This window comes from Anaerotruncus sp. 80 (assembly GCF_009936115.1).
Taxonomy (GTDB): Bacteria; Bacillota; Clostridia; order Peptostreptococcales; family Anaerovoracaceae; genus Senimuribacter; species Senimuribacter intestinalis.
The window spans coordinates 137,863-163,912 of the sequence record NZ_QWES01000008.1; the positions used below are offsets into that span (position 1 = coordinate 137,863).

A 26,050-nucleotide genomic window follows, 5' to 3' on the forward strand; every position below is an offset into this window, starting at 1 on the left:
CACAACTACTAAGGGATAAACGCGCTGCACTCTACCTATCACTGATTATCGTTGTGCAATACTGCCCAAACAATTCAACCTTGCACAACATTTTAAACGTAAATGTGATAGTTATTTCATCTATAATCCCACTACTCCAAAGAAGTTGTGCAAATTCTTAAATCCAAATCTCATCCACATAACTTTCCATAAGTCAAGTTGTGCAAACACGAAGTAAGTCCATGTAGCTGCACAACCATAAAACCACAAAAGTGCCATGCAGAATAATGGTTTAAACATTTACACTATCGACTCGACTTCGCAGAAATCTACCAGCAAATTGCATTCAAAAAGAGGACGCATTTGCGTCCTCTTTTTATGCAATTTGGGTTAGGTCTCCCTATTTCGTAGTTGCGTCGTACAGCGCTTCTGCGTTTTCCCATTCAGCAATGATTTCTGGGATTACTTTGTACAGGTCGCCTACGATTGCGTAGTCAGCAACTTCCATGATCGGAGCGTCTGGATCCTTGTTGATTGCTACGATACAGCCGGAAGTCTGCATACCAGCAAGGTGCTGGATAGCGCCGGAGATACCACAAGCAAAGTAAATTTCAGGTTTAACTGTAGTACCAGTCTGACCTACCTGGTGGGAGTGGTCAATCCAGCCAGCATCTACAGCAGCACGGGAAGAGCCAACAACACCGCCAACTTTGTCAGCGAACTGCTTCATCAGTTCAAAACCGGAAGCATCACCCAGACCACGTCCGCCGGAGCAGATAATCTTAGCATCAGTCAGAGATACCATTTCCTTCATGGATTTAACGATATCTTTGATTTCGATTCTGACATCTTCCTTGCTAATTTCTGGTTTAACGTTTACGATTTCACCAGTAGCACCAGCCTGTCTTTCCTGCTTCTGCATTACGCCAGGTCTTACTGTGGACATCTGCGGTCTAGTCTTAGGGCAGATGATGGTAGCCATCAGGTTACCGCCGAATGCCGGACGAGTCTGCTTGATTCCAGTGGATGGATCGTTAGGGTCCAGTGTGGAAGTATCTAATGTAGTGTTAGCTTTTGCAAATTCGATGTACTTGGAAACTTTAACGTCCAGGTGTGTACAGTCAGCGGTCAGACCAGTGTTGCATCTTGCAGCAATACGAGGTGCAAAGTCACGACCAATGTGAGTAGCGCCGTACAGAACGATTTCCGGTTTGTATTCATCGATTAACTGCTTCATAACCTTAGTGTAACCGTCAGTTGTGAAGTTTTCAAGAAGTGGGTCCTGAACCATATATACTTTTTCAGCGCCGTATTCGAAACATTCCTGTGCCAGGTGGTCGATGTTGTTACCAATCAGTACAGCACAGATCTGTGTATCTTCGCTGATGTCTTTTGCTAATTTCTTACCTTCGCCCAGTAATTCCAGTGCCACGTTCTGAATTTTGCCCTGTCTCTGTTCAGCAAATACCCAGATGTGCTTGTAAGCGGAAAGGTCAACCTTTTCAGCTTCAGGAGCAGCTTCAATCGCGTCGAAGTTACATTTAGCGATACAAGCGTTACAGTTTGTGCACTTTCCTTCGTCTACAACAGCAATTCTGTCAACGATCTTCAGAGCGTCAAACGGACAAGCTTTTGCGCAAAGGGAACATCCTTTACATTTATCATTAATGATTTTAATAGCCATTATTATTCCTCCTTCAGATTAGATGATGTGCTTACCCTTCAGCTGGATCAGCAGGTTCTTTGCCTGTTCGTTTTCGGAATCTCCGTTAACGATCTGGCCAGGAGCCTTCGGAGCCGGTGTGAAGGATCTGAATACGTTAGTAGGGGAAGCTTCCAGACCAACTTTAGTCAGGTCAACTTCGATGTCCTTTGCATTCCAAACTTTGATATCTTTCTCTGCGAAGATACCAGCCATGTTCATGTATCTTGGCTCGTTCAGTTCTTTGATCGCTGTCAGCATGCAAGGAGTCTTAATGCCGATCAGTTCATAACCATCTTCCATCTGTCTCTTTACTGTGATGTCTTTCATGTTGTCAGCGATTTCAAATTCTTCAACATATGTAACCTGCGGCAGGTCTAATTTTTCGGCAATCTGAGGACCTACCTGTGCGGTATCTCCGTCGATAGCCTGACGACCAGCAAAAATCAGGTCAGCAGGACCGTTTTCTTTTTCCCATTTTTTGATTGCAGCTTCCAGCGTGTTGGAAGTAGCCCATGTATCGGAACCGCCAACTGCTCTGTCGGAAACCAGAATACCTTCGTCAGCACCTTTTGCAATACATTCAAACAGAAGGTCAGAAGCCTGAGGAGGTCCCATGGATACTACGGTGATTGTTACATCGTCATATTTATCCTTAATCTTTAATGCTTCTTCTAAAGCGTTAGCATCGTCGTGGTTTAAGATGCTTGGAACGCCGTCTCTGATAAGAGTACCAGTTTTAGGGTTAATTTTGATAACATTAGTATCTGGTACCTGCTTTGCGCATACGATAATCTTAAATGCCATTTCTATTTCCTCCTACTATCTTATTTCTTGAAAGTGTTCGCAGCGATTACCATTCTCTGAACTTCAGAAGTTCCTTCGTAGATTTCAGTAATCTTCGCGTCTCTCATCATTCTTTCTACCGGATAATCCTTGGTGTATCCGTATCCGCCATGGTACTGTACACACTTAGTAGTTACTTCCATGGCAGTTTCAGCAGCGAACAACTTAGCCATTGCAGCAGCTTCTCCGTATGCCATGTGCTTATCCTTCATGTCAGCAGCTCTGTAGATTAACAGTCTTGCAGCTTCAATCTTAGTCTTCAAATCAGCCATAGCAAACTGCAGTGCCTGCATCTGAGACAGCTTCTTGCCGAACTGCTTTCTTGCGTTCATGTATTCAACTGTAACGTCGAATGCGCCCTGTGCGATACCCAGAGCCTGGGAAGCGATACCGATACGACCGCCGTCCAGTGTGGACATTGCAACTTTGAATCCTTCGCCAACCTGACCCAGCAGTCTGTCTTCAGGAATTACGCAGTTCTGGAAAATAAGTTCAGTAGTGGAAGATGCGCAGATACCCATCTTGTCTTCAGTCTTACCGATGGAGAAACCTTCGTCGCCTTTTTCAACGATGAATGCAGAAATACCGTGGTTTCCTTTTTTCTTGTCGGTCATAGCCATTACAACGAAAACGTCAGCATATCCACCATTGGTGATGAATACTTTCGCACCGTTTAAAATCCATTTACCATCAACCAGTTCAGCTCTAGTCTGCTGTCCGGATGCGTCTGTACCTGCGTTAGGTTCTGTCAGACCGAAAGCGCCTAACTTCTTGCCGGATAACAGGTCTGGCAGGTATTTTCTCTTCTGTTCTTCGTTACCCCAGTTAAAAATCGGCCAGCAGCACAGAGAAGTATGTGCAGAACAGATAACGCCTGTGGATGCACAAACTCTGGATAATTCTTCTACAGTGATTGCATAGGAGATGTGGTCTCCGCCTGCTCCACCGTACTCAGTTGGGAATGGAACGCCCAGCATGCCGTACTTTGCCATTTTTTCTACAGTTTCCACTGGGAATCTGTGTTCCTGGTCAATTTCTGCAGCTAATGGTTCAACTTCGTTAGTGGCGAATTCTCTTACCATTTTTCTTACGAATTCTTGTTCCTTCGTTAGTTGAAAGTTCATGTAAATGCCTCCTTAAATTATAATAACGGTCCTTCCCTTTCGGAAGGAGTATTTAACCGTATCAAACTATGCTGTTTTTGTTTGTTATAAAAATAACAGCATACATATATAGTAAACCACTTTTCAGCGATTTTTGCAAGCGTTTTTCGCATTTATTGCGACAAATTGTCGAAAGAAAAAGGTGAGTTATTTTCGACTCACTTGCAAATTTTTACTCTGCCATTTTTTGTCTTATCTCTGTCAGGGCTCTCTTTTCAATTCTTGAAACCTGCACCTGTGAAATCCCCATAATTCTTGCAATTTCCTGCTGCGTCATATCCTTATAATACCGCAGTACGAGCACCTGTCGTTCACGCATGGGCAGATGTTCGATTTCTTTCTTAATCATAATGCTATCCAAGTTGTTTTCCGGCGAACTCTGTCTGTAATATGTGTTATATTCTTCCTCTACTGGCTGACTGTCCAGGCTGACCACATTAGAAAGTGCTGTTGCAGCCTCCATAACTTCTAAGACCCGTTCTGTGGAAACCCCCATAAATTCAGCAATCTGGCTCAGTTTCGGCTGTTTTCCGTCTTTACCACAAAGAGTTTCCTGTGCTTTTTTTAGCGCATAGATTTCCGACTTCAAGCTCCGACTTGCCTTAATTCTCCCATTGTCCCGAAAAAAACGTTTCAATTCCCCCATGATGATTGGAACAGCGTAGGTAGAAAACATCACGTTAAACTCCGGCTGAAATTTATTGACTGCCTTTAAAAGCCCAATATACCCGATTTGAATCAGATCCTCTGCTTCGTACTCAGAGGTCGTAAACTTCAGCGCCATCTTTTTTACAAGCCCTGTATTTTGCTCGCACAGCAAACTCAAAGCTTCTTCGTCACCATTCTGCGCTTTTTTAATCAGTTCATATGTATCGGCTTTTGGAATCGGCACGTATTTATATGCCATGGTAAACGTCCAGATACTTAATCAAAGTCACCGCTGTTCCCTTGCCCGGCTCTGACTCTACAAAAACTTTGTCCGTAAAACTTTCCATCACGGTAAAGCCCATACCACTCATTTCCTTTTCTTCCTCTGTAGAAAACATCGGTTCCATAGCTTTTTTTACATCGGGTATTCCTTTACCAAAATCAGCAATTTTAATAAAAATTTTATCTCGGTCGATAGTCTTAAATTCCATGACAATCTTTCCCTCGCCCTTTCGCTGATATCCGTGAATCACTGCATTGCTTACGGCTTCAGATACTGCAGTTTTAATCTCTGTCAGCTCTTCTACGGTAGGATCAAGCTGCGCCGCATAGGAAGCTGCAATCGCTCTGGCAAAACCCTGATTTTGCGGCATTGCCTCAAACTCTATCGTTACAAAATTACTCTCCATCTTCTTCCTCCTCTTCCTTATATTCCATCAATGTAAAAATTCCCGACATGTCGAGAATTTGCTTTACCAGCTTGTTTGCACTGCGAATGGTTACAGTCCCTCCATTTTTTTTCAGTTTTTTATATCGCCCCAGCACCACGCCGATTCCGGAACTGTCCATAAAAGTTACACCTTTAAAGTCAAAAACCAGATGCTTTACTTCGTACAGTTCCAGCTCTTTATCTATATCTTCTCTAATTTTATCACAGACATGGTGGTCAATTTCTCCGCAAAGTTCTGCCACCAGCATACTGTCTTTTAAATGAAACATTGTATCCATATAAAAACCCCCTTTCCTCTATTATAATTCTGACTTAGCGTCTTGTCTTTAAGAGAAAAAGGGGGAATCTTACTAATTTTGTCGAATCTGTACAACTTCGGCTGATGCCACTGCCGCATCAACCAATGCGTCTACATCCAGATGACTTTCCGATTCCAAAATACGTTCCAGTTTTGGTTTTGTTGTCGGATGCTTAGGCAGGAATACGGTACAGCAGTCTTCATATGGCTGAATGGATGTTTCAAAGGTGCCAATTTCTTCGGCTTTATCCATGATATCAACTTTGTCCATGGCTATGAGCGGTCTCATCACTGGCATCTTCACGCAGGCATCGGTCACCACCAGCGCCTCTGCAGTCTGGCTTGCCACCTGCCCCAGATTTTCGCCAGTAATCAGCATCATGGCGCGATTCTTTTCGGCAATCTTTTCAGCAATGCGCATCATAAAGCGACGCACCAAAATAGTGGTTTCTTCTTCCGGACAGTTCTGTACAATCTGCTCCTGAATCGGTAGCAGATTAATCACATGCATTTTAAAATTTCCGCAGTAGGATGCCACAATGCGCGCCAGATCTTCTACTTTTTCCTGGGCACGCTGGCTGGTGTACGGATAGGAATGGAAATGCACCGCCTCGATGACCATGCCTCGCTTTGCCATCATCCACGCCGCTACCGGGCTGTCAATTCCGCCGGAAAGCAGCACCATGCCTTTGCCGTTAGTGCCAAGAGGAAGCCCTCCAAAGCCAGCGATTTTCTGCTGATAAATATAAGATTTATCATGACGTACATCGACAAAAAGATGAACGTCCGGATTGTGCACATCTACTTTTAGCACCTTGCAGCCGATCAGCACCTTTGCACCGATGATTCTGCCGATATCCGGCGACTTGACCGGGAAATTTTTATCTGCACGTTTAGCCTCTACTTTAAAGGTCTTGACGCCTTTGGTCTCAATCAGTTCCATCATGTATTTGACAGCCTCTTCACCGATTGCATCAAGATTGCTCGGTGCCTCCACAGCCGGGCTGATAGATGCCACACCGAAAACCTTTGAAATCTGTTTGATCAGTTGTTCCTTGTCGTATTTTTTATCTGCTCTGACGAAGATTAGACCTTCATGTCGTCTCACATCTACCGCATCAAATTCCTTTAGATTTTTTCGAATCCGATCTACCAGCATTCGCTCAAAATACGGCTTATTCATACCTTTTAAAGCCACTTCACCGCAACGGACAATAAAAATATTCTGTTCGTTCATTTTCTTTCCCTTCTACTATCTCATAATTCATTACGCTGTTGTGCAGATTAATTGCTTCTCCATCGATTTGCACAACTCTGGAACCTGTTATATACGCAGGGTTGTGCAGACATCATTTGATTACCATGTCTTGCACAACTTAGTTGTGTAGATTAGCTGCGTCCTGCTTCAGTTTGCACAACCCACCTAATTTCTGTCTTCACAAGGTTGTGCACACACACTTCAAATTTCCTATTTTGCACAACCTTGTTGTGCAGATTGACCTATTTCGCGCTGATTTACACAGCTTTCATTCAACTGTATCCGCAAAGTTGTGCAAATACCTTTCGAATAGTCCTTTTGGCACAACCTTCCATTAAAACTGCAAACTTTACTAATTCTTCGCAGCAAACTATTATCTAAAACTGCCCAGTCGCCTAAAGCGGCTCACAGCGTTTTTCACTTTATCAATTACGTAGTCCATTTCTTCTATGGTGTTAAATTCATTGAAACTGAAACGAATCGCGCCTTCAATTTCTTTATCCGTAAGACCCATAGCAGAAAGCACATGACTGCGCCCTTTTTTATTGGAAGAACAGGCTGACCCTGTGGATACATAGATATCGTCCTGCTCCAGTGTGTGCAGCAAAACTTCTCCTCTTGTTCCCAAAAATGAAACGTTGAGCACACTTACTGCACCATCGTCCGGGCTGTTAATTTTGATATCAGGCACCTGATCTAAAAGCCCTGCAAGCAGGTGTTCTCTGGCTTTTCCCATAGTTCTAACACGTTCAGCAAATGTTTTCTGAGAAATCTCCACGGCCTCGCCAAATCCCAGTATGGCGGGCACATTTTCTGTTCCCGAACGCATATGCCTTTCCTGTCCGCCGCCTACAACAAAAGCCGGCAATCGAATCCCTTTCCGCACATAAAGCGCGCCAATCCCCTTTGGGCCATGAATTTTGTGTCCGCTGACAGAAATCAAATCAGCGCCAGTATGTTCCAGAGAAATTTTCCCATAGGCCTGCACTGCGTCTGTGTGCAGCAACGCGTTTTCCTTTATCTTTGCGATTTCCTCTATGGGCATAATCGTTCCTGTTTCATTGTTGACTGCCATAATCGAAATCAAAATCGTGTCCTCGTTGATGGCAGCATGCAGTTCCTCCATATTCAAACGGCACTTATCGTCCACGCCGATGTATTCCACCTGAAAGCCCTCTGCTTCAAGCGCCTTACAGCTTTCCATCACGGCAGGATGTTCCACCTTAGTTGTAATGATTTTTTTGCCTGTCCGTTTTCTTGCGCGAGCAACACCAAAAAGTGCAGTGTTATCACTTTCTGTTCCTCCCGATGTAAAAAATACTTCGTCTTCCTTTGCCCCCAGTGAATCCGCTACCGTTTTGCGGCTTTGTCGCATCTGCTTTTCTGCCGCAAGTCCCAGTTTATGCAGGGAAGACGGATTCCCATAGTTTTCTTCCATGGAAGTTTTCATCACTTCCGTCACCCGTTCATACTGACGAGTGGTCGCACTGTTATCCAAATAAACAAACATTCTTTTCTCCTATATGCTCAAATGATTGTATTAATCCATTTTTTTCCAAGATATCGCTTGTATTCAACAATTGCCTTTACCAGATTTCCGCCGGATGCTACCAGAATGCAGAGATGCAGCGGCAGTTTAAATACCAGTACGCTGATATACGCCAACGCCACCTCAATGCCTAAATTGCAGACAAGCTCTACCACCATACAGAAAAAGGTATCTCCTCCGGCGCGCAAAATACCGGACTGTACCGCATAGGACGCCATTCTTGGTATCAAAGTAAATGCAAAGACTCCCAAAGAAAGCATTAACATCTGTGTTGTCTCTGCGTCAAAATCGTAAATTACAGCAATCGGTCTTCGCAGCAGCAAAATCAGCACGCACATGATTGCGTTAAGTCCCCACTGGATTACCATATATTTTTTAGAATTTTCATAGGCTTCTTCCCCTTTCCCTTGCCCAAGCGTTGCACCTATTAGCGCTGCATTTGCATTACCCACACCAAAAGATGCACACTGACAAAGATTGCAGAGAACCTGACTGACCTGAATGACCGCCAACGCCTGCGCACTAATTTTGCCGTATGCCGCAAAGGTCAAGCTGACCCCAAGAGACCAGCCTCCTTCACTGATGACTACTGGCAGTGCCGTCTTCATCACCGACTTTACAAAATCCATGGTAAAGCTGGTAAAGTCCTTAATTCGCCCATGAAACGGGTGATTCTTATCCACACACAGATATGTAATTAACGCAGTCAGCTCAAAAACTCTCGCAATCAGTGTAGCAAGAGCTGCCCCCTTTACTCCCATGGCACTAAAACCACCATGACCGTAAATCATCATATAGTTGAGCACAGTATTGGTCAAAATACTGCACACATTAATGATAGTCGGAACCTTTAGTGACTGAACCGATCTGGAGTTAAACGCAATAGCATAGCTGACGCCTACCGTCAAATAGGTCAATGCCGTAATTCTGATGTACTGGGTGCCAAGAGCAATTACCTGCGGATCATCTGCGAAAAAAGAGATAACCTCAGGTGCTGCAACAACCACTGCAATCACCGTAGGAATACCCATTACCAAACAAAGAATTACATCCATGCCGACAATTCCTCGAATACTCTTAAAGTCCCTAACGCCGAAATACTGTGCCAGTGGCACTGCCGCCCCGCTAAACAGCCCGAATAGAATCATAGAATAAATTCCAAAGACCTGATTCGCAGAACCTACCGCCGCAAGCGGTAACGGCCCCAGTTTTCCAATCATAATATTGTCCACTAAATTCAAGCTTACGGAAATAATTTGCTGCAGCACAATTGGCATTGCCAGCAGCAAAAGTCGTTTATAGTAATTGGGTTCCGTTTGTTTTATCATTTATTTTTTGTCCTTCTTTCCTCGCAAAAGTATAACTATGCATGCCATCCTATGAGAAAATTATCACCTATGCATAAAACCTTCTCATGAAAGAACTCCCCATCGGAAATGGGGAGTTATACTTGCGATATTACTTAGCGTAGTCGATTGCTCTTGTTTCTCTAACCACATTGACTTTAATCTGCCCTGGATATTCCAGTTCAGATTCAATCTTCTTGGAAACTTCCCTGGCCAGCAAGACAATATCATCATCGTTCATTTCTTCCGGTTTTGCAATAATACGGATTTCTCTGCCCGCCTGAATTGCAAAAGACTTGTCTACACCAGGCGTAGTATTCGCGATTTCTTCCAGCTTTTCAAGACGTTTGATATATGCGTCTAAGGTTTCTCTTCTCGCACCAGGTCTTGCTGCAGAAAGCGCATCAGCAGCAGCAATCAATACTGCTTCCATACTCTTAGGTTCATAATCCCCGTGATGAGCAGCCATGCCGTTGATTACCGCCTCAGACTCCTTATATTTCTTTAAAATCTGAATGCCGATATCGACATGGGTGCCTTCATACTCGTGGTCAAGAGATTTGCCTATGTCGTGAAGCAATCCTGCACGCTTGGCCAGCTTTGGATCAAGACCAAGCTCTCCTGCCATGAGCCCCGCCAAATGTGCAACTTCCACAGAATGTTTTAACACATTCTGCCCATAAGAAGTTCTGTATTTCAGTCTTCCCAGAAGCTTCACAAGTTCTCCATGGAGGTTGTGAATTCCAACTTCAAAGGTTGCCTGTTCACCTTCTTCTTTGATGATTGAATTGACTTCTCTCTCAGCTTTGTCCACCATTTCTTCAATTCTGGCAGGATGAATTCGACCATCGACGATGAGCTTTTCCAGTGCGATTCTTGCAATCTCACGTCTTACTGGATCAAATCCGGAAATGATAACTGCCTCCGGTGTATCGTCAATAATCAAATCTACACCGGTCAGTGTTTCGATCGCTCTGATGTTTCTTCCTTCACGACCGATAATTCTGCCCTTCATTTCATCGTTTGGCAGAGAAACTACAGAAACTGTACTTTCTGCAACATGGTCTGCCGCACATCTTTGAATTGCTCCAGTAATGATTTCTTTGGCTTTCTTGTCCGCGTCTTCCTTTGCCTTAGACTCGATATCCTTAATCATCAAAGAAGCGTCATGTCTGACATCCTTCTCAATTTCGTCCAAAAGCAAAGCTTTCGCTTCTTCAGCAGTCAGACCGGAAATCTTTTCTAATTCCTCAATCTGTCTTGCTACAAAACCTTCTAACTCTTGTTTCTTTTCTAAGATTTCTTTCTCGTGTTTAGTAATGCTTTCTTCTCTTTTTTCGATGTTTTCCAGTTTTCTGTCAACTGACTCTTCTTTCTGAATCAACCTTCTTTCAGAGCGCTGTATCTCAGCTCTTCTCTCTTTTGCCTCTCGCTCAATGTCTGTTCGCATGCGATGAGCTTCTTCTTTTGCTTCTAATGTAATCTCTTTCTTAATCGTTTCGGATTTATTCTCAGCGTCCAGAATCAAATTTCTTGCTTTCTGTTCTGCACTGCCGATGGCCTTTTCCCCGATATTTTTTCTCAGGATATAGCCTACTAATATTCCGAGCGCAAGTACTGCTACACAGATAATAATCCATATAATTGGAGACATTAAAGCACCTCCTTCTTTTTTTAATTTTTCTTCAAGTCTCTTCTAAAGTCGTCTTATATTTTCAAGGTTTTCAATAAAAAATTTCGCATTACGTAATTAAATCTTGATATATTCGCACAACATATATTATAATGTTGTAATCGGCATAATGTCAAGAACAAGAGGGGAAAACTATGAACTATTTTTCAAATTTAATTAAAAATATCGATAAAGTCATCATCGGAGTTGTTGTTCTGCTTGCCGGACTCAGCATTTTGATGATTGGAAGCACCCAAATCAGCAGTGGATTTATATCCCGAGAAGTGGTGGTACAGTGCATTGCCTACTTCATTGGATTTATAGGTGTTGTCATAATTTTAAACTTTAACTATAATATGTTCGCTGGGATGGAAAAGTATCTCTACGTGCTGTCGCTGCTACTTCTTCTCTCAGTATACATACCGGGACTTGGTATGGAGCAGTTCGGCGCTCGTTCCTGGATTAACCTGGGGGTAACTACCATCCAGCCGTCAGAATTTGTTAAGCTTTTATTTATTCTTATTATGGCAGGCTATCTCAACGAGCACAAAGATGACTTATATAACTTCAAAGGTCTTCTGAAGGCTGGCATTGTGGCTGCGCCTATTATCATTATCGTGCTGAAAGAGGATTTAGGAAGCGCCTTAGTATTCTCTTTCACCTGGGTAGCCATGATTTTCTTTGCAGGTATCAATCTGAAAGTCTTCGGAAAGTTTTTTGCTCTGGTTCTTGCGGCCGTTCCTGTTGCCTATGTCTTTATGGCAGACTATCAGAAAGAGCGTATCGAAGCCTTTCTTCACCCGGATAATCTGAATCTGTCCGGCAACTGGCAGGTATGGCAGTCCAAAGTTGCTATCGGTTCTGGTGGTGTCTTCGGAAAAGGTCTTTTCAATGGTACGCAGAAAGAACTGGATTTTATCCCAGTACAGACCTCTGACTTTATCTTCTCTGTAATCGGCGAAGAACTGGGACTGATTGGAGGACTTGCTGTTATCGGACTGTTTACGATTTTACTGGTTCGCATGGCTGGCATCGTTAGAGACGCGCTGGACTTTTATGGCGCATTAGTAGTCGCCGGTGTCATCGGCATGTTTGCATTCCAAATCTTTGAAAACATCGCCATGACCATGGGGCTTATGCCAGTAACCGGTATTACCCTGCCGTTGCTCAGCGCAGGTGGTTCATCCATCATGAGTAATATGTTCGCCATCGGTCTGGTATTAGATGTGGGTATGCGCAGTAAGGGGATTAATTTTTAATCAAGCGTGAACAACTAAAGCAAAATTGATTCAGTTGCACGCTTTGATTATATCGTCTTTCTCTATGATTAACTATAACCGACAGTAAAAGAGACACCCTTAAGTTGGCAAAGCTAGGGTGTCTCTTCTGTTAGTAATGTGAAGGTATATAAAATTTGACCTGATTGCAAAATTTTTTAAAGTCCTTTTTCCATATAGAACTCGTCGATTGCCTCATAGAATGCGTCAATACATTCCCAACTTGCATTTGGTCCGATATCACAGCCTGAGGAAATTACAAAGTTAGGATACTTATGACAACTCTCCATTACAGCTTTCGTGTTTTCTTTCATTGATTCTGCCGTACCGAAACAGAACTGGTTTGCCGGATCAATGTTGCCCATTACCAGCTTGTCAGCGGGCAGCAGCGGGCAAATATCTGCCATATTGATAACATTGCCAAAATGATAGCCCTCTGCATTAATATCAATCAGCTGGTCGGCAATCTTCGTAACATTGCCGCCGCAATTATGGAAGATTACTACAAATTCTTCATCCTGTACAGCCTCTACAATCTGCTTGCAGTAAGGTGTTACAAATTTCTTGCTTAGCTTTGGTGAAAGCAGTCCCATCATCGGTTCAGCCATAACAAATCCACCTGCATTGGTCTGTTCCTTATAAGCAAGCGCATATTTAGTAATGAATTCCGTGCACTTCTCCATTACGATGGTCACCATTTCAGGCTCTTTCATACACGCCATCATCATCTCAATCATACCAATCAATCTTCCAGCCATAGTATATGGACCAGCAATGCCCGCAAGAACAGGTCTGTCAGTAATCATCTCAGCAGCCTTCTTTGTTGCATCAATAAACAGCTGTGTACGGCCTGCTCCAATTTCAGGCACTTTCATATTTTCGGCGTCAGCTTTTGTCTTAATCAGTTCACCCAGAGTTGCCGGAACATCATTTTCTGGTACTCTGACCTCAGCACCACAAGCTTCTGCCTCTACTGTCAAATCCATCATGCTAGTTGCTACTAAAGACGGGGTTCTTTCTGCCAGGAATTTCATTCCATCTGCCTGAATCTGCGCATCTGTAACAAGCTGTTTCACTGTTGCGCCTGTCAGCTGTACGGATGGAAAGGTAAGTACTGGTGCACCTTGCTTTCTAGGATTGGCAATTACACTTTCCTTCCATTCTTTCATATTTCTTTTTGCCATTCTCTTTCCCTCCTACTATTCTACATAATCAAGCTTCATTTGTAAAGACTATATCTTTTATAAGACTATATCTACTACAAGAACAATTCTATCATAAGTGCCGCTCTTGTTCTAAGAAATTTTACAGAAATAATGGTAAATTCAATTCTTCTATAAAAAAAGTGCGCAGGTACCCAAACGCACCTGTGCACTTTGTCATGCTATTTTTACTCATACAAGTTCTGACTGTTGCTTTTCAATTCTCTCTACGATATGTTCAAAATTTTCTTCGATATAGGTATCCTCTTTCAGTACGATAGGAATCCCCAAATTCATGGAAATCTGAATGTTTTCATCGAACTGAATCACGCCGGCGAAAGGCGGCTGAAGCATTGCGGTAATTTCACGCAGCCGCGGCATATATCCAGCGCTCATCATTTCTGCAACTACCTTATTAAGAATAACAAAACGCTCTTTTATTCCCAGCTTCAGAAGCTGACGATCCACTGCATCTGCATCTCGAAGAGCCGAATACTCTGGTGTAGTCACGATAATAGCTGTATCCGCACCTGCAGAGGACAGAACCAGACCATCGTCAATACCAGAAGGCGCATCAATAATCACATAATCATAGGTATTTTTTAACTTTTCGCAAAGCACCTTCATATGAAGCGGTGTCAGCGTGCCATCATCTCTGGTCGGTGATGCAGCCATCAGATATAAATCATCAAACCTCTTATCTCGAATCAAAGCCTGTTTGATGCGGCAGACTCCTGTCAGAACATCGTAAACATCATACACTACGTTGTTCTCCAGGCCAAAATATAGGTCAAGATTTCGGAGTCCTAAATCCAGATCCAGAATCACCACTTTTGCCCCTCCCTTTGCCAGTGTCGCGCCAAAGTTAACGGCAAACATAGATTTTCCGGTTCCGCCCTTTCCTGATGCAATTAAAAATGCTTTGCCCATTTCGTCCTCCAATTAAATCTAAACTACTGTACTCTATTTTTTCCGTCCATATCGGTTTTATTTACTTTTACTTTATTATCAGCCTCATCCAGCCCCAGATAAGCCTCTAAGATATCCTTGGCTACCGGCGCTGCATTGGAAGAATAACCGCCGTCGATAATCATGACAGCCACCGCAATTTTCGGATTATCAGCAGGCGCCATAGCGATTGTCCAAGCCACATAATCATGAGTCTGCTTATAGGAATTAATCATCGACTGAGTAATCTTGTAACCGCTTGCTTCAATCAGCGCATCATCTACCGTGTCCTCTTCTGATGGATAGCGTTCAGAATCCTTTTCCATCATCTCTTCCATGGTCTTTTTAACCTTAGACCAGGAAATGTCAGTGCCTGCCGCAGAGTTAAACTGTCCCAAATGATTTTTTACATAATTAACTTCACTCTTCGGCTGAATCAGCGTCTGGTTCTCAGCTGTACCGGTTTTTCCAGCAACTGCTACAGGAAAATTCCCAAAGAAGCCGGAAAGCGTGCCACTGGTGCATACACGACGCATACCCTTGATTACTTCGTCTACTGTGCCGTCTTTCAGTTTCAAATCTACCGCTTTATCTTTAACATTAAGCCCTTCGCCTTCTACGCCATAAACCAGACTCGCCTGATTTCTGACACCATCGTTTCCAAGCGTTGCTACATAGTTTGCCATTGCAAGAGGCGTATAGGCATTATATCCCTGCCCGATTGAGAAGTTGAACTGGTCGCCTACACCCCACTGCGCCTGAATATAGTAGTCAAACTTGACACGGGAGGCTACCGTTTCAATTTGACTCTCTTTTACATCAGTATGCGCTTTCAAAAGCTCAATCAAATCTCCATACTCCGGATTGTCCTCTGTCCAGTCCGCAATAGTGCTCAGGTTCTCCACCAGCTTGTCGTAGTCGTTCACCACCGACTTCGGGAAGAAAGTATTTCTGTTATTGTACAGATAATCTCTGATTCCCACTTTCGTGTTGTCTATTTTCATCTGAGACGTCGGCGTTTCTGCTACAACCTCGTCAATTTCAATACCGGTCTTGACACCCAGACCGAATTTCTTTGCAGTATCCATCAAATCTTCCACGGTCATGGTATAGCCTAAAGAAGCACCTGAATCCCAGTCCTTACCGGTAGCAATATTATAAAAATAGGTGTTGCAGGAGTTTCCAATACCCCATTCCAAATTCTGGCTGCCATGTCTGCCTCCGTAATCATTCCATGCGGAGCAACCCCATTCTCTATCACCATATTCAATCATACCGTCATCGTAAATGCTTCGGTTAGGATCCAGTCCTGCTTCCAGAGCTGCCACCGCCGTAATAGGTTTAAAGGTAGATCCGGGCTGAATCGCTGCCTTCGTTGCATTGTTATATAGCGGGGCAGGAGAAAACGGATCTCTCGGATTTTCCTGCTGCACTGAATCCCAGGCTCTATCAGAAATGCCATTAGCAAAAATATTCGGATTGTAGGTCGGATAACTTGCCATAGCAAGAACATCACCTGTCTCTGCATCGATTGCAACTGCCGCACCGCTCTTTCCCGCAGCCGCCTTGGCAAGAGATTTTTCTGCAGCCTTTTGCAGGCGCAAATCGATAGTCAAATATACATCAGAACCTTTTTTCGGCTCGCTGGTGCTGATAGTCTCCACGTATTCACCCGCACTGTTTACACGAATCTGGGTCGTGCCAGGTGTGCCGTGAAGCTTTTCTTCCAGCGCCGCTTCTATACCGTCTTTTCCAACAAGATCACTGGAACTGTACCCACGCTCATCTACATAGTACGCTGTCTCACTTTCGGAAATCGCACCTAAATAACCAAGAATATGACACGCCGTATTTTTGTTAGGATAAACGCGCTCGCTTTCTGATGCAACTTCCACGCCGGGAATGCCAGATTCTTCAATATGTGCAATGGTTTTAGTACTGATATCCGACGCAACTTTAATCGGCAAATATCGAGTAAAACCATTGGTCGCAACTTCGTTTCGAATAATAAAAATCTTCCGTGCCTCCTTATCTGAAAGCTCCGGATCAATATCGTACTTCTTGCGAAGCGCTGCAAAGCATTCCTCTGCAGTCATCTTGCCGTTAAATTCATCTTCATAGGAACTGAATTTTCCAAAGAAAAGTTCCAAGGACTGGTCATAGGTATAGACCATCTTATCCTCGTTGATTGGAATATTCAGGTTGTATTTTTCTTCCAGCATCGCCATAGAAGCAAATCTCGCCTCCTGGCTGTCATCCAGATTGTATCTGCTGCAAAGTCTGCTGAACGCCTCTGCCGCAGTCAGATTTGTATCAAAGCCCTGCTTTGACAGCCATTTTTTAATCTGCTGTTTATAAGTGTAATAAAATTTTCCGCTGCTGTTGATTTTAATCGGAAAGTTGTCCGTATACTTATCGCCGTTTTTAATCAGCGTGTTTATCAGTTCCAATGCAGAACTGTTAATTTCTTCTGTAGACAAAGCGCTGACATTAAAATTCACGGTAAATACCTGCTTATTGATAGCGAGCGCTTCGCCGTTTCTGTCGTAAATATTCCCCCGTGGCGCAGAAGTACTGATGGTCTTCGTATTCTGGTCTGAAGCCTTGGAAGTCCACTGTTCATGCTGCAAAATTGTTACCATGAACAAGCGAAAAGACAAAATCACCATCAGAACAATGAGTACCACTACAATCTGCTGATACCTTGCATGCGCCTGTTTTAACCCTTTATTCATTTAAAATACCTATCTCTTCTGTGTTTTTTTACCCTTTTAATGAGAGGCAAATACAGTACTGCTGCAACCAGACAGTTAAATAAAAGCTGCCAAGGCACGGTTTTCATCGCATAGCCGTAGCTGTACGGACTTCCCAGTACAAAATAAATGCCCCAGTACACTGATGTATACAGCCAAGTAGAAAACAGCATTGCAATCAGTGCATTAAAAAAATTTTCTATATTTACAAACTCTCGCAGCACTAAAACTGCAATGCCCGTCACGACCAGTGCGGTAACGCCCGGTCCTATATAAATGCCGAATACTATGTCGTGGAGCAGCCCGAAAACAAATCCGCAGAGAATGCCCGGAAGAGTCTCATCGTACAAAAACGTCAGCACTACCGTCAGACATAGAAGCAGATTCACATTGTTCCCAAAGGCAGGAATCAAATCCTGCAGAAAAGGTTTCAGGAAAAATGCCGCTATATATAGAAGGAATCCCTGCCGATACTTCATAGAATCACCGCAACTTTCTGCAAAGATTTAAAGTCAACAGAGGACTTGATGTCCACCTTCTGCAGCTGTTCATCGCTATCGTATCTTACCTTGGTAATTCTGCCAATTTCAATGCCGGCAGGAAACAGTCCCATACCGCTTGTTACCAGACGGTCGCCTTCTTCCACCTTGGCATTGCTGTCCAGCATAAAACCGCTGAGTGTTCCGTCAGAAGAACCCTCCACCACACCAATCAGCTTCAGATTGCCTGAAACTTTAAAGGTAATGCGGCTGGATTCATCGATCATGGATATTACCTTCGCCCAGCCTTTACCCGCTGAATGCACCTTGCCTACAAGTCCTTCACCGCAGATAACAATACTATCCGGCGAAACCCCGCTTTCAGTTCCCACATTGATGGTAAAAATATTCATCCAGTTGGCACCATCCATGGATACTACATCTGCCGACACGATATCTCCGCTTCCGCTGATGCCCTTGAAATTCAAAACTTTAGACAAAGTCTTCAACTCTTTGAGCTCATTGGCAGAAAGGGTCAGCCCCGTTACCTGCTCTTTTAGCTTTTGATTTTCTTCCTTCAGCGCTTCATTTTCCTTCTGAAGCTGCTGATAGGAGAAAATTCCGGAAACGTTGTCGGAAATCCCCCCTGCTACAGCCGTAACAGGCCGCTCAATGGCTGTATAAATACGATTGAATACTCCCGTTACGATATTGCCACTTCCTCCGGCAGCCACAGAGCCTGCCAGAAACAGCAGACTAAGCAGAATCACTGCCAAAAGAAAACTGATTAACTTGTGATTTTTAATCCACTTCATACCCTATCTATCCTATCTTCTATTAATGCTAGTCGCATAGATTTTCAGTTTTTCGATATTGTTCAGACTCATGCCTGTACCCATCGCCACTGCTTCAAAGGCATTTTCGGCTATATTCGCCTTCACGCCAGTTCTCTTTTCAATCATTTGATCCAAATTGTGAATCATACCGCCGCCTCCGGAAAGAAGCATGCCGTTCGCCGCAATATCTGCCGCAATTTCAGGCGGAGCCTTCTCAATAGTAGCTTTTACACCATCGACAATAATATCCACAGATTCCTGCAGCGCCATCATAATATCTCTGTTGCTTACCTCCAGAATCTTTGGAAGACCGGAGATGATATCTCTGCCGCTGGCATTAACAGTGGTAATAATCTCATCACCGTTTTCATCAAGATCAAGACATGCTGCTCCCACCTGAATCTTCAGGTACTCAGCCGTCTTTTCACCAATCAGCAGTGCATGTCTTTTTCTCATGTACTGAATGATTGCGTCGTTAAACTTATCTCCCGCATGGCGAATAGAGGAACTTGCTACTATGCCGCCTAGCGCAATAATGGCGATATCCGTCGTACCGCCGCCAATATCAGCAATCATACAAGCAGTAGAACTGTCCACATCAAGACCTGCTCCAATTGCAGCTGCCATCGGTTCTTCTAAAATATATACTTCGGAAGCGCCCATATTTCTGACAGTCTCTTCTACCGCTCTCTTCTCTACCTCAGTGACACCGCTCGGCACACCGACTACCACACGGAAATTCTTTACCTTATTGGTTGCCGCAGCCTTTTCAATGAAAGCTTTTAGCATATCTGCAGTTCTGTCAAAATCAGAAATAACGCCGTCTTCAAGGGGTCTGATAACACTGATGTTAGCTGGCGCCTTGCCAATCATGTCCTTTGCCTGTGAGCCTACCGCAAGGGTAACGCCCCTTCTGTTATCCATCGCAATGACGGATGGTTCGTTAAGCACAATTCCCTTGTCCTTGATGTAAATCAAGGTGTTGGCAGTTCCTAAGTCGATTCCCATATCTTTTGCCGAAAATAAGTTAAACATTCTGTTACCTCCAAAAATTCTATCACGTTTACTCCATCAATCCCATTGCTCCCATACTTGCATACCTGCCATCACCAATAATGACATGATCAAGAACCCGAATTCCAAGAAGCTTTCCTGCTTCTGTCAGTCGCTTCGTAGTTTCAATATCTTCGCCGCTGGGTGTCGGATCCCCGCTGGGATGATTGTGGATAAAGATTACAGCAGCAGCGCTCTTTCTAATTGCCAGCTGGAAAACTTCTCTCGGGTGGATGATGGTGCTTGACAATTCACCCACAGACACGGAATCAACAGCAATGATTTCGCTTTTTGTGTTGACCAGTACAGATTTGAAATGTTCCTTTTTCCGATATCTAAGTTCTTCCATAAAAAGCTTAGCAACATCCTCAGAACCTGTAATAGTACTGCGCTCTTTTGGCATACTTGCCGCAATACGCTTACCAAGTTCTATGGCTCCCAAGATACTGCACGCTTTGGAAGGTCCGATACCATCAATCTGCAGAAGATCTTCCAGCGTACATCCACCTAAATCACAGATGCCGCCGGGAAATGCTGAAAGCACATCTTCTCCCAGACCAATTGCTGACTTGTTTTTGGTGCCTGTATGAAGAATCAGCGCAATCAGCTCCGCACTGGACAGCTTGTCTATGCCGATACTGCAGGCTTTTTCTACAGGTCTTTCATTCTCGGGCAATAATTTTATTTGCATATCATATCCTCTCTATGCTGATAAAATCTGCCGTAACAATTTCCATTCCATTTTAAATTAATCGCAAAATATCATTATGAATTATATCATTATTTGTCAGTCCTTACAAGCAAAAGCCCTTATATTTTTGTGAAAGGCGGGCAAAATATTTACTGAGATAACGTGATGAGGAGGTTTTATTATGAGTCATTGTTGTAATCAGAAAATCAACTGCACTGTAACGCAGTGCAAGCACATCGCAGGTGATGGCACCCACTGCTCTCTGGAAGCAATCACCGTCGGCACTCACGAGGCAAATCCGACCCAGTGCCAGTGCACAGACTGCATGTCCTTCCAGGTAAAATAAGCGCGGCGTCTAAATTTAGAACCATGCCTATTTCAAGGTAGTCATGCACTTTGCCCTCTCTTTTCGCATATAGTTTTATTCGAAGAGGGGGTTACATATATGAGCAGTTCCTTTCCACTGCCACTTTCAGAAAATGAAGAGAAAATGTACGTTGAAATGATGGAAGCTGGCGACCCCTTGGCGAAAGACGTTTTAATCGAAAGAAATCTTCGTCTGGTCGCCCATATTGCCAGAAAATATACAGGCGCCAATACCCCTTTAGAAGATTTAATTTCCATTGGATCTATTGGGCTGATAAAAGCAATCAATACCTACACCAGCAAAAAGGCCGCAAGACTTGCCACCTATGCGGCAAGATGTATCGAAAATGAAATTCTGATGAACATCCGGGCATCAAAGAAAAACAAACAGGAAGTCTCCATCAGTCTTCCCATCGGCACGGATAAAGACGGAAACGAAATCAGTCTCAATGACATCTTAGGCACAGATCCCGATGAAATTGTTGACAATCTAAATCTGAAATTTCAAATCAAGGAACTTTACGAAATCATAGAAAAAGTGCTGACACCCAGAGAAAAGGAAATCATCTGTCTTCGCTACGGACTTTCGGGAAGAGAGGCAAAAACTCAGAGGGAAATCGCATCTTCTATGAATATCAGCCGTTCCTATGTTTCCAGAATCGAAAAGCGTGCGCTGGAAAAGCTGCGAGACGGATTTCATCAGTAGAGAAAATTTACAATCTCTTCAAAGACAGGAAGTGCTGAACGGCTTCCTGTCTTTCCATTTTCAGCAATTATAGTCACTGTATATTCAGGGTTCTCCGCAGGAAAATATCCTGTAAACCAGCCATGCACTGTATAACTTTCATCTGACCCCGCCTCGGCAGAACCGGTTTTTCCTGCAGATTTCCTATGCAGACTTGCACTGGAAGCCGTTCCCTTTTCACAGACCGCCTCCATCATGTGGGCAATCTCCTTGGCAGTCACTTCAGTCATTACTCTAGTTCCCTCCGGTGACTGTCCTTCCATACTCATAACAAGAGTTGCCTGATAATCCACTCCGCCAGAGGCGATAATATTGGTCATTTTTGCGATTTGCACCGGTGTAACCAAGAGACTTCCCTGACCAATGGCAAAATTTGATAGCCCTCTATCCCTTCTCTCGCTTTCCTCCGGAAAAGTTCCAGACTCTTCATCAGGAAAGCCGGAAATGACAGTCTTTCCAAGACCCATCCGCTGTGCCATCTCAACAATGGTCTCGGATCCAGTCTTTTCTGCTAAATGGGCAAAAAAGCCGTTGCAGGACAGCGCAAAAGCTTCTTCAAAATCCACTTCCCCATGTCCGCTCGGATGATCATCGCAAATCAGTGTTACACCGTTAACTTCTGTCTTTCCAGTACAATTATATGTTTCCGTCAAATCAGCTGCACCGCTTTCAAGAGCAGCGGCAGCCACTACAATTTTAAACACTGAACCTGGCGGATATACTCCCTGCACCGCTTTGTTGACAAGCTCTCCCTGTCCGGAGTTAAGGTAATTCTCCACCTGATTGGGATTAAACCCCGGCGTACTGGCCATTGCCAAAATCTGTCCTGATCCCGGTTTCATCACCACTACCGCACCAGAAATTTCTTTTTCTTTCAAAATTTCTTCAATTTTCTTTTGCAGACTGCTGTCAACAGTTGTTACCACTGCTGCCGGATCAATCACAGTGCAGTCCTGGCTCTGACTTACTCCAATTCCAGGAACCGGTGCCCCTATGCCATTGCCTACCATCAGAAGCTTTGCAGAAGAAGCAGAGAGACGATATTGGAACATTTTTTCAAGACCAGCTGCACCGGTTCTATCCTCCCCACTGAGATAGCCGATTAAGTGAGCAGCAGTCTGCGTATCTTCGTACCTGCTTCCAAGGCAGAATCCATAAGCGCCATAGCGGGTAAGCAGCGTTTCATTCACCTCTTCATCGTACACGGCAGTCTTATATACCGTATAACCCTCCCCTTTGGAGCCTGCCACTTCTGCCTGCACCTTCCTCATCAAAAGAGTAAATCCCGCGTCGCACCTTTCTTCCGCCACGAGATAATAATAACTGCATCCGCTGTCTGTAAGGGGAAGCATATTCCTGTCATAAATGGTGCCGCGATTATTGACAGACTGCACCTTTATAATCTGCTGCCCCAAAGCGCCTGCCGCCAGTTCCTGCCCGCACAAAATCTGAATATAATACAGCCTGCCAATCAGCGCTAGAAATAAAGCCAATCCTACAATCCCAATGATTCTAATCCGCTTTCCATACCGCTTCACCATGTCGCTTCCTCCCATAAAAAAGACTTTGCAGATAGTTTTTCCGCAAAGTCTCTCGTTATACATTTTCAAGTGTTTTAAATGCGATGCATGAACAGACCGCTCCCAAGCTTCGGCTCAAACCAAGTGGATTTCGGAGGCATAATTTGACCACAATCAGCAATATGCATCAGCTCTGCCATAGTCACCGGATATACAGCAAATGCCAGCTTCATATCACTGTCCGCACGGCGTTTCAGTTCCTCAAGTCCTCTGATTCCTCCGATAAAGTCAATTCGCTTGTCTGTACGCGGATCAGAAATTCCAAGGATTGGTCCAAGGAGATGATTCTGCAAAATAGAAACATCCAGCGCACCAATTACATCGTCCGGCACCAGCTCATCTTTCGCCCGCAGTTCATACCACGTGCCACTCAAATACATAGAAAACTCGTGAATATGCTGCGGTCTATAGCTCTCCGCACCCTTTTCTATAATCACAAAACCTGCTTCTTCAATTTTCTGAAGAAGTTCTTTCTCTGTATAACCGTTTAAGTCTTTTACGACTCTATTATAGTCAAAGATTTTCAGCTGACTGTCCGGAAAAATCACCGCCATGAAGTAATTGAATTCCTCTTCACCAGTATAATTAGGACAATCCTGCCGCCGCTTCATTCCAACCTTGTAAGCAGATGCACTTCTATGGTGTCCGTCAGCGATGTAAAGGGCAGGTACCTCTTCAAAGGCTTCGCAAAGTTTTGCTATCACAACTTCTTCCTCAACAACCCAAAGTGCATGTCCAATACCTTCTGCCGTTGTCAAATCGTACACCGGTTCATGGCTTTTCGTATAACCATCGATTACAGCATCAATGTCGCTGCTGTCCCTATAAGTCAAAAATATCGGTTCCGTATTGGCGCTGCAGACATCAAAGTGATTAATTCTGTCCTGCTCTTTCTCAACTCTGGTCAGTTCATGCTTCTTGATATCGTTATTTGCATAGGCGTCAATACTGCAGCATCCTACGATTCCGGTCTGAAATCTGCCATCCATCTGTTGTCTGTAGATATAAAGGGCAGGCTTTTCTTCCTCTAGCAGCACTCCGCTCTTTAGAAATGCCTGGATATTATCTCTGCCTTTTTCGTAAACACTTCTGCTATAGGGATCAATTTCCCCGGGCAAATCAATTTCGGCTCTGCTGATATGAAGAAAACTATCCGGATTTCCCTTTGCCATTTCTGCCGCTTCTTCTCTGTTCATTACATCATAAGGAAGTGCAATGACGCGTTCTGCTTTTTCTTTTGCAGGTCTGACAGCCCGAAAAGGTCTGACAATCGACATTATTTGTTCATCTCCTTGCTGATAAAATCTATTACTTCTTCAATTTTCATCTCTGTGGTGTCCAGTTCCAATGCGTCATCCGCTTTTCTAAGAGGATTTATTTCTCTGGTAGAATCATTATGGTCTCTCTGCTTGATATCTGCAAGAACTTTCTCATAAGTCACCTCTTCGCCCTTTGCAATCAGCTCCTTAAATCGTCTGTTTGCACGCTCTTCTGCTGTCGCCGTAATATAAAACTTATACTCCGCATCTGGAAATACCACTGTACCGATATCTCTGCCATCCATAATAACGCTTTTTTTCTCACCCATCTTCTGCTGCTGTTCTGTAAGCTTAGCTCTGACAATGCCAAGGGCAGAGCAATCAGAAGCCTGCTTGGAAATTTCCTCTGTTCTAATTCTGTCGTTGATATTTTCCCCATCCAAATAGATGTTTCCACTGGAGAAGTCAATTTCGGTTTCTTTTAACATTTCGGTAATCGCAGGAATATCATCCATAGCGATACCCTTTTGCAGCATTTTATATCCCACAGCTCTGTACATTGCGCCTGTGTCAATATAGTCTATGCAAAGTTTCTTTGCAATGGCTTTGGCGATGGTGCTCTTTCCTGCACCGCTAGGTCCATCCACCGCAATTCTAATGATTTCTTTCATGTATTTCTCCTGTTTTTTACTTGTTTCCAATGAGTTTCTCAATTTCTTTGATGAATGTATTCACATCGGTGAACTGACGGTATACTGACGCAAATCTGACATAAGCAACCTCGTCCAGTTTTTTCAGCTGCTCCATAATCAGTTCTCCGATAAAAGTGCTTTCGACTTCCTTCTCCATCAAATTGTTCAGCCCCCGCTCAATTTCGTTGACGATTCGTTCAATATCCGCCATAGAAACCGGGCGTTTCTCGCATGCCTTAACAATGCCGTTCATCACTTTATTGCGATCAAAAGACTCCCTGCGTCCGTCCTTTTTAATGATCATGATGATAGATTCTTCTACTTTTTCGTAAGTTGTAAAGCGCTTGCCGCACTTTTCGCAGCCTCTTCTCCGTCTAATTGCATGTCCTTCCTCTGTCGGTCTGGAATCGATTACCTTCGTATCCGGATTCTCACAGTATGGGCATTTCATCTGGCATTCCTCCTTGATCTTTCTCTGGAAACAGTTTACTTTTCCATTTTACTACATATTGTAGTTTTTGCAAAGAAAATTCTTCAGAAGACTGCACCTATATTTAGTAATTTTCCATTTTAGAAAACATCCGCCGGTGACTATCACCCTGCACAGCTTTCCCTTAGTTTTGTCCAACTCAATACCCCTCTAAATCTACCAGCACTACATCGTCTCCAATCGTTCTAATCCTGTCCCATTTTATGACAAAATCATCCTCCCTGTTTCCAAAAAATCGAAATAACCCCCGCTCTGCCGGTATAATCACACCATCAATCGTTCCCTTCTCCAGATTTACTTCTATATCATAGATAAAGCCAAGGCTCCTGCCGTCCCGCATATTGATGACTTCCTTATTCTTCAGTTTGTCCGTACTTAACATATTTTTCCCCCTTTGATCTGACCATAGTCGTATAATTCACTATATGCAAAAGTTTTCCGAATATGCAAAACGATCCCCTTCAGAGACCGCTTTGTTTTGCCTTTTA

25 protein-coding genes are annotated in these 26,050 nt (G+C 43.7%); 3 read left to right on the forward strand and 22 right to left on the reverse strand.

Going from position 1 to position 26,050, the window contains the following annotated elements:
* Nucleotides 1-379: 379 nt before the first annotated feature.
* The 10 genes from D1155_RS04965 to rny form a co-directional block, all read right to left on the reverse strand.
* Nucleotides 380-1,663, reverse strand: a complete 1,284-nt coding sequence (locus D1155_RS04965; RefSeq protein WP_160201271.1) for an electron transfer flavoprotein subunit alpha — start codon at nucleotides 1,661-1,663, stop codon at nucleotides 380-382.
* A gap of 18 nt (nucleotides 1,664-1,681) precedes the next feature.
* Nucleotides 1,682-2,488, reverse strand: a complete 807-nt coding sequence (locus tag D1155_RS04970) for an electron transfer flavoprotein subunit beta/FixA family protein (protein ID WP_160201272.1) — start codon at nucleotides 2,486-2,488, stop codon at nucleotides 1,682-1,684.
* A gap of 20 nt (nucleotides 2,489-2,508) precedes the next feature.
* Entirely contained in the window at nucleotides 2,509-3,651 is a 1,143-nt protein-coding gene (locus tag D1155_RS04975; RefSeq protein WP_160201273.1) for an acyl-CoA dehydrogenase, read from the reverse strand.
* 211 nt (nucleotides 3,652-3,862) lie between these two features.
* On the reverse strand, nucleotides 3,863-4,597 hold the full coding sequence (locus D1155_RS04980; protein WP_160201274.1) for a sigma-70 family RNA polymerase sigma factor: 735 nt from the start codon (nucleotides 4,595-4,597) through the stop codon (nucleotides 3,863-3,865).
* Nucleotides 4,587-5,027, reverse strand: a complete 441-nt coding sequence (gene spoIIAB / locus D1155_RS04985) for an anti-sigma F factor (protein WP_160201275.1) — start codon at nucleotides 5,025-5,027, stop codon at nucleotides 4,587-4,589. The genes D1155_RS04980 and spoIIAB overlap by 11 nt, the downstream gene beginning before the upstream one ends.
* On the reverse strand, nucleotides 5,017-5,346 hold the full coding sequence (gene spoIIAA / locus D1155_RS04990) for an anti-sigma F factor antagonist (RefSeq protein WP_160201276.1): 330 nt from the start codon (nucleotides 5,344-5,346) through the stop codon (nucleotides 5,017-5,019). Before spoIIAA ends, spoIIAB begins: the two co-directional genes overlap by 11 nt.
* Nucleotides 5,347-5,418: 72 nt before the next feature.
* Nucleotides 5,419-6,603 (reverse strand): tRNA uracil 4-sulfurtransferase ThiI, encoded by a 1,185-nt coding sequence (gene thiI / locus D1155_RS04995; RefSeq protein ID WP_160201277.1) that lies wholly within the window; start codon nucleotides 6,601-6,603, stop codon nucleotides 5,419-5,421.
* Between the two features lie 394 nt (nucleotides 6,604-6,997).
* Nucleotides 6,998-8,134 carry a cysteine desulfurase family protein gene (locus tag D1155_RS05000; protein ID WP_160201278.1) on the reverse strand — a complete coding sequence of 379 codons (1,137 nt, stop codon included), beginning with the start codon at nucleotides 8,132-8,134 and terminating at the stop codon, nucleotides 6,998-7,000.
* 17 nt (nucleotides 8,135-8,151) lie between these two features.
* A complete protein-coding gene (locus D1155_RS05005; RefSeq protein ID WP_160201279.1) occupies nucleotides 8,152-9,501 on the reverse strand; it encodes an MATE family efflux transporter in 1,350 nt (449 codons plus the stop codon).
* A gap of 130 nt (nucleotides 9,502-9,631) precedes the next feature.
* Entirely contained in the window at nucleotides 9,632-11,173 is a 1,542-nt protein-coding gene (gene rny, locus D1155_RS05010) for a ribonuclease Y (protein ID WP_160201280.1), read from the reverse strand.
* A 173-nt stretch (nucleotides 11,174-11,346) separates the two neighbouring features.
* Between rny and D1155_RS05015 the strand changes: the two genes are divergently transcribed.
* On the forward strand, nucleotides 11,347-12,450 hold the full coding sequence (locus tag D1155_RS05015; protein ID WP_160201281.1) for an FtsW/RodA/SpoVE family cell cycle protein: 1,104 nt from the start codon (nucleotides 11,347-11,349) through the stop codon (nucleotides 12,448-12,450).
* 176 nt (nucleotides 12,451-12,626) lie between these two features.
* On the opposite strand, the gene D1155_RS05020 is transcribed toward D1155_RS05015, so the two are convergent.
* From D1155_RS05020 to radC, 7 genes are all read right to left on the reverse strand, one after another.
* Entirely contained in the window at nucleotides 12,627-13,652 is a 1,026-nt protein-coding gene (locus D1155_RS05020; protein ID WP_160201282.1) for a uroporphyrinogen decarboxylase family protein, read from the reverse strand.
* 210 nt (nucleotides 13,653-13,862) lie between these two features.
* Nucleotides 13,863-14,600, reverse strand: coding sequence for a septum site-determining protein MinD (gene minD, locus D1155_RS05025; RefSeq protein ID WP_160201283.1), 738 nt, complete (start codon nucleotides 14,598-14,600; stop codon nucleotides 13,863-13,865).
* A gap of 23 nt (nucleotides 14,601-14,623) precedes the next feature.
* Nucleotides 14,624-17,353 (reverse strand): penicillin-binding transpeptidase domain-containing protein, encoded by a 2,730-nt coding sequence (locus D1155_RS05030; protein WP_160201284.1) that lies wholly within the window; start codon nucleotides 17,351-17,353, stop codon nucleotides 14,624-14,626.
* Nucleotides 17,350-17,850, reverse strand: coding sequence for a rod shape-determining protein MreD (gene mreD, locus D1155_RS05035; RefSeq protein WP_160201285.1), 501 nt, complete (start codon nucleotides 17,848-17,850; stop codon nucleotides 17,350-17,352). Before mreD ends, D1155_RS05030 begins: the two co-directional genes overlap by 4 nt.
* On the reverse strand, nucleotides 17,847-18,665 hold the full coding sequence (gene mreC, locus D1155_RS05040; RefSeq protein ID WP_160201286.1) for a rod shape-determining protein MreC: 819 nt from the start codon (nucleotides 18,663-18,665) through the stop codon (nucleotides 17,847-17,849). Before mreC ends, mreD begins: the two co-directional genes overlap by 4 nt.
* 12 nt (nucleotides 18,666-18,677) lie before the next feature.
* Nucleotides 18,678-19,721, reverse strand: a complete 1,044-nt coding sequence (locus D1155_RS05045) for a rod shape-determining protein (protein ID WP_160201287.1) — start codon at nucleotides 19,719-19,721, stop codon at nucleotides 18,678-18,680.
* A 28-nt stretch (nucleotides 19,722-19,749) separates the two neighbouring features.
* Nucleotides 19,750-20,430, reverse strand: a complete 681-nt coding sequence (gene radC / locus D1155_RS05050; protein ID WP_160201288.1) for a DNA repair protein RadC — start codon at nucleotides 20,428-20,430, stop codon at nucleotides 19,750-19,752.
* A gap of 181 nt (nucleotides 20,431-20,611) precedes the next feature.
* Here radC and D1155_RS05055 point away from each other — a divergent pair, with 181 nt between their 5' ends.
* On the forward strand, nucleotides 20,612-20,776 hold the full coding sequence (locus D1155_RS05055) for a DUF1540 domain-containing protein (RefSeq protein WP_160201289.1): 165 nt from the start codon (nucleotides 20,612-20,614) through the stop codon (nucleotides 20,774-20,776).
* Between the two features lie 99 nt (nucleotides 20,777-20,875).
* Entirely contained in the window at nucleotides 20,876-21,502 is a 627-nt protein-coding gene (gene sigK / locus D1155_RS05060) for an RNA polymerase sporulation sigma factor SigK (protein ID WP_160201290.1), read from the forward strand.
* Here the strand turns inward: sigK and D1155_RS05065 are convergent.
* The 5 genes from D1155_RS05065 to D1155_RS05085 all read right to left on the reverse strand — a co-directional run bounded on the left by D1155_RS05065 (nucleotide 21,496) and on the right by D1155_RS05085 (nucleotide 25,944).
* On the reverse strand, nucleotides 21,496-23,082 hold the full coding sequence (locus tag D1155_RS05065) for a penicillin-binding transpeptidase domain-containing protein (RefSeq protein WP_160201291.1): 1,587 nt from the start codon (nucleotides 23,080-23,082) through the stop codon (nucleotides 21,496-21,498). The genes sigK and D1155_RS05065 overlap by 7 nt on opposite strands.
* A 74-nt stretch (nucleotides 23,083-23,156) precedes the next feature.
* Entirely contained in the window at nucleotides 23,157-24,398 is a 1,242-nt protein-coding gene (locus D1155_RS05070) for a DUF1015 family protein (RefSeq protein WP_160201292.1), read from the reverse strand.
* Nucleotides 24,398-25,051 carry a (d)CMP kinase gene (gene cmk, locus D1155_RS05075; RefSeq protein ID WP_160201293.1) on the reverse strand — a complete coding sequence of 218 codons (654 nt, stop codon included), beginning with the start codon at nucleotides 25,049-25,051 and terminating at the stop codon, nucleotides 24,398-24,400. Before cmk ends, D1155_RS05070 begins: the two co-directional genes overlap by 1 nt.
* A 16-nt stretch (nucleotides 25,052-25,067) precedes the next feature.
* Nucleotides 25,068-25,523 (reverse strand): transcriptional regulator NrdR, encoded by a 456-nt coding sequence (nrdR, locus tag D1155_RS05080; RefSeq protein WP_160201294.1) that lies wholly within the window; start codon nucleotides 25,521-25,523, stop codon nucleotides 25,068-25,070.
* 178 nt (nucleotides 25,524-25,701) lie between these two features.
* Entirely contained in the window at nucleotides 25,702-25,944 is a 243-nt protein-coding gene (locus D1155_RS05085; protein WP_160201295.1) for a YlmC/YmxH family sporulation protein, read from the reverse strand.
* Between the last annotated feature and the right edge of the window lie 106 nt (nucleotides 25,945-26,050).

Bases quoted from the DNA above. Each gene is read 5' to 3' on its own strand.
- D1155_RS04965 (WP_160201271.1), bottom strand. From the start codon at position 1,663: ATGGCTATTAAAATCATTAATGATAAATGTAAAGGATGTTCCCTTTGC.
- D1155_RS04970 (WP_160201272.1), bottom strand. From the start codon at position 2,488: ATGGCATTTAAGATTATCGTATGCGCAAAGCAGGTACCAGATACTAAT.
- D1155_RS04975 (WP_160201273.1), bottom strand. From the start codon at position 3,651: ATGAACTTTCAACTAACGAAGGAACAAGAATTCGTAAGAAAAATGGTA.
- D1155_RS04980 (WP_160201274.1), bottom strand. From the start codon at position 4,597: ATGGCATATAAATACGTGCCGATTCCAAAAGCCGATACATATGAACTG.
- spoIIAB (WP_160201275.1), bottom strand. From the start codon at position 5,027: ATGGAGAGTAATTTTGTAACGATAGAGTTTGAGGCAATGCCGCAAAAT.
- spoIIAA (WP_160201276.1), bottom strand. From the start codon at position 5,346: ATGGATACAATGTTTCATTTAAAAGACAGTATGCTGGTGGCAGAACTT.
- thiI (WP_160201277.1), bottom strand. From the start codon at position 6,603: ATGAACGAACAGAATATTTTTATTGTCCGTTGCGGTGAAGTGGCTTTA.
- D1155_RS05000 (WP_160201278.1), bottom strand. From the start codon at position 8,134: ATGTTTGTTTATTTGGATAACAGTGCGACCACTCGTCAGTATGAACGG.
- D1155_RS05005 (WP_160201279.1), bottom strand. From the start codon at position 9,501: ATGATAAAACAAACGGAACCCAATTACTATAAACGACTTTTGCTGCTG.
- rny (WP_160201280.1), bottom strand. From the start codon at position 11,173: ATGTCTCCAATTATATGGATTATTATCTGTGTAGCAGTACTTGCGCTC.
- D1155_RS05015 (WP_160201281.1), top strand. From the start codon at position 11,347: ATGAACTATTTTTCAAATTTAATTAAAAATATCGATAAAGTCATCATC.
- D1155_RS05020 (WP_160201282.1), bottom strand. From the start codon at position 13,652: ATGGCAAAAAGAAATATGAAAGAATGGAAGGAAAGTGTAATTGCCAAT.
- minD (WP_160201283.1), bottom strand. From the start codon at position 14,600: ATGGGCAAAGCATTTTTAATTGCATCAGGAAAGGGCGGAACCGGAAAA.
- D1155_RS05030 (WP_160201284.1), bottom strand. From the start codon at position 17,353: ATGAATAAAGGGTTAAAACAGGCGCATGCAAGGTATCAGCAGATTGTA.
- mreD (WP_160201285.1), bottom strand. From the start codon at position 17,850: ATGAAGTATCGGCAGGGATTCCTTCTATATATAGCGGCATTTTTCCTG.
- mreC (WP_160201286.1), bottom strand. From the start codon at position 18,665: ATGAAGTGGATTAAAAATCACAAGTTAATCAGTTTTCTTTTGGCAGTG.
- D1155_RS05045 (WP_160201287.1), bottom strand. From the start codon at position 19,721: ATGTTTAACTTATTTTCGGCAAAAGATATGGGAATCGACTTAGGAACT.
- radC (WP_160201288.1), bottom strand. From the start codon at position 20,430: ATGCAAATAAAATTATTGCCCGAGAATGAAAGACCTGTAGAAAAAGCC.
- D1155_RS05055 (WP_160201289.1), top strand. From the start codon at position 20,612: ATGAGTCATTGTTGTAATCAGAAAATCAACTGCACTGTAACGCAGTGC.
- sigK (WP_160201290.1), top strand. From the start codon at position 20,876: ATGAGCAGTTCCTTTCCACTGCCACTTTCAGAAAATGAAGAGAAAATG.
- D1155_RS05065 (WP_160201291.1), bottom strand. From the start codon at position 23,082: ATGGTGAAGCGGTATGGAAAGCGGATTAGAATCATTGGGATTGTAGGA.
- D1155_RS05070 (WP_160201292.1), bottom strand. From the start codon at position 24,398: ATGTCGATTGTCAGACCTTTTCGGGCTGTCAGACCTGCAAAAGAAAAA.
- cmk (WP_160201293.1), bottom strand. From the start codon at position 25,051: ATGAAAGAAATCATTAGAATTGCGGTGGATGGACCTAGCGGTGCAGGA.
- nrdR (WP_160201294.1), bottom strand. From the start codon at position 25,523: ATGAAATGCCCATACTGTGAGAATCCGGATACGAAGGTAATCGATTCC.
- D1155_RS05085 (WP_160201295.1), bottom strand. From the start codon at position 25,944: ATGTTAAGTACGGACAAACTGAAGAATAAGGAAGTCATCAATATGCGG.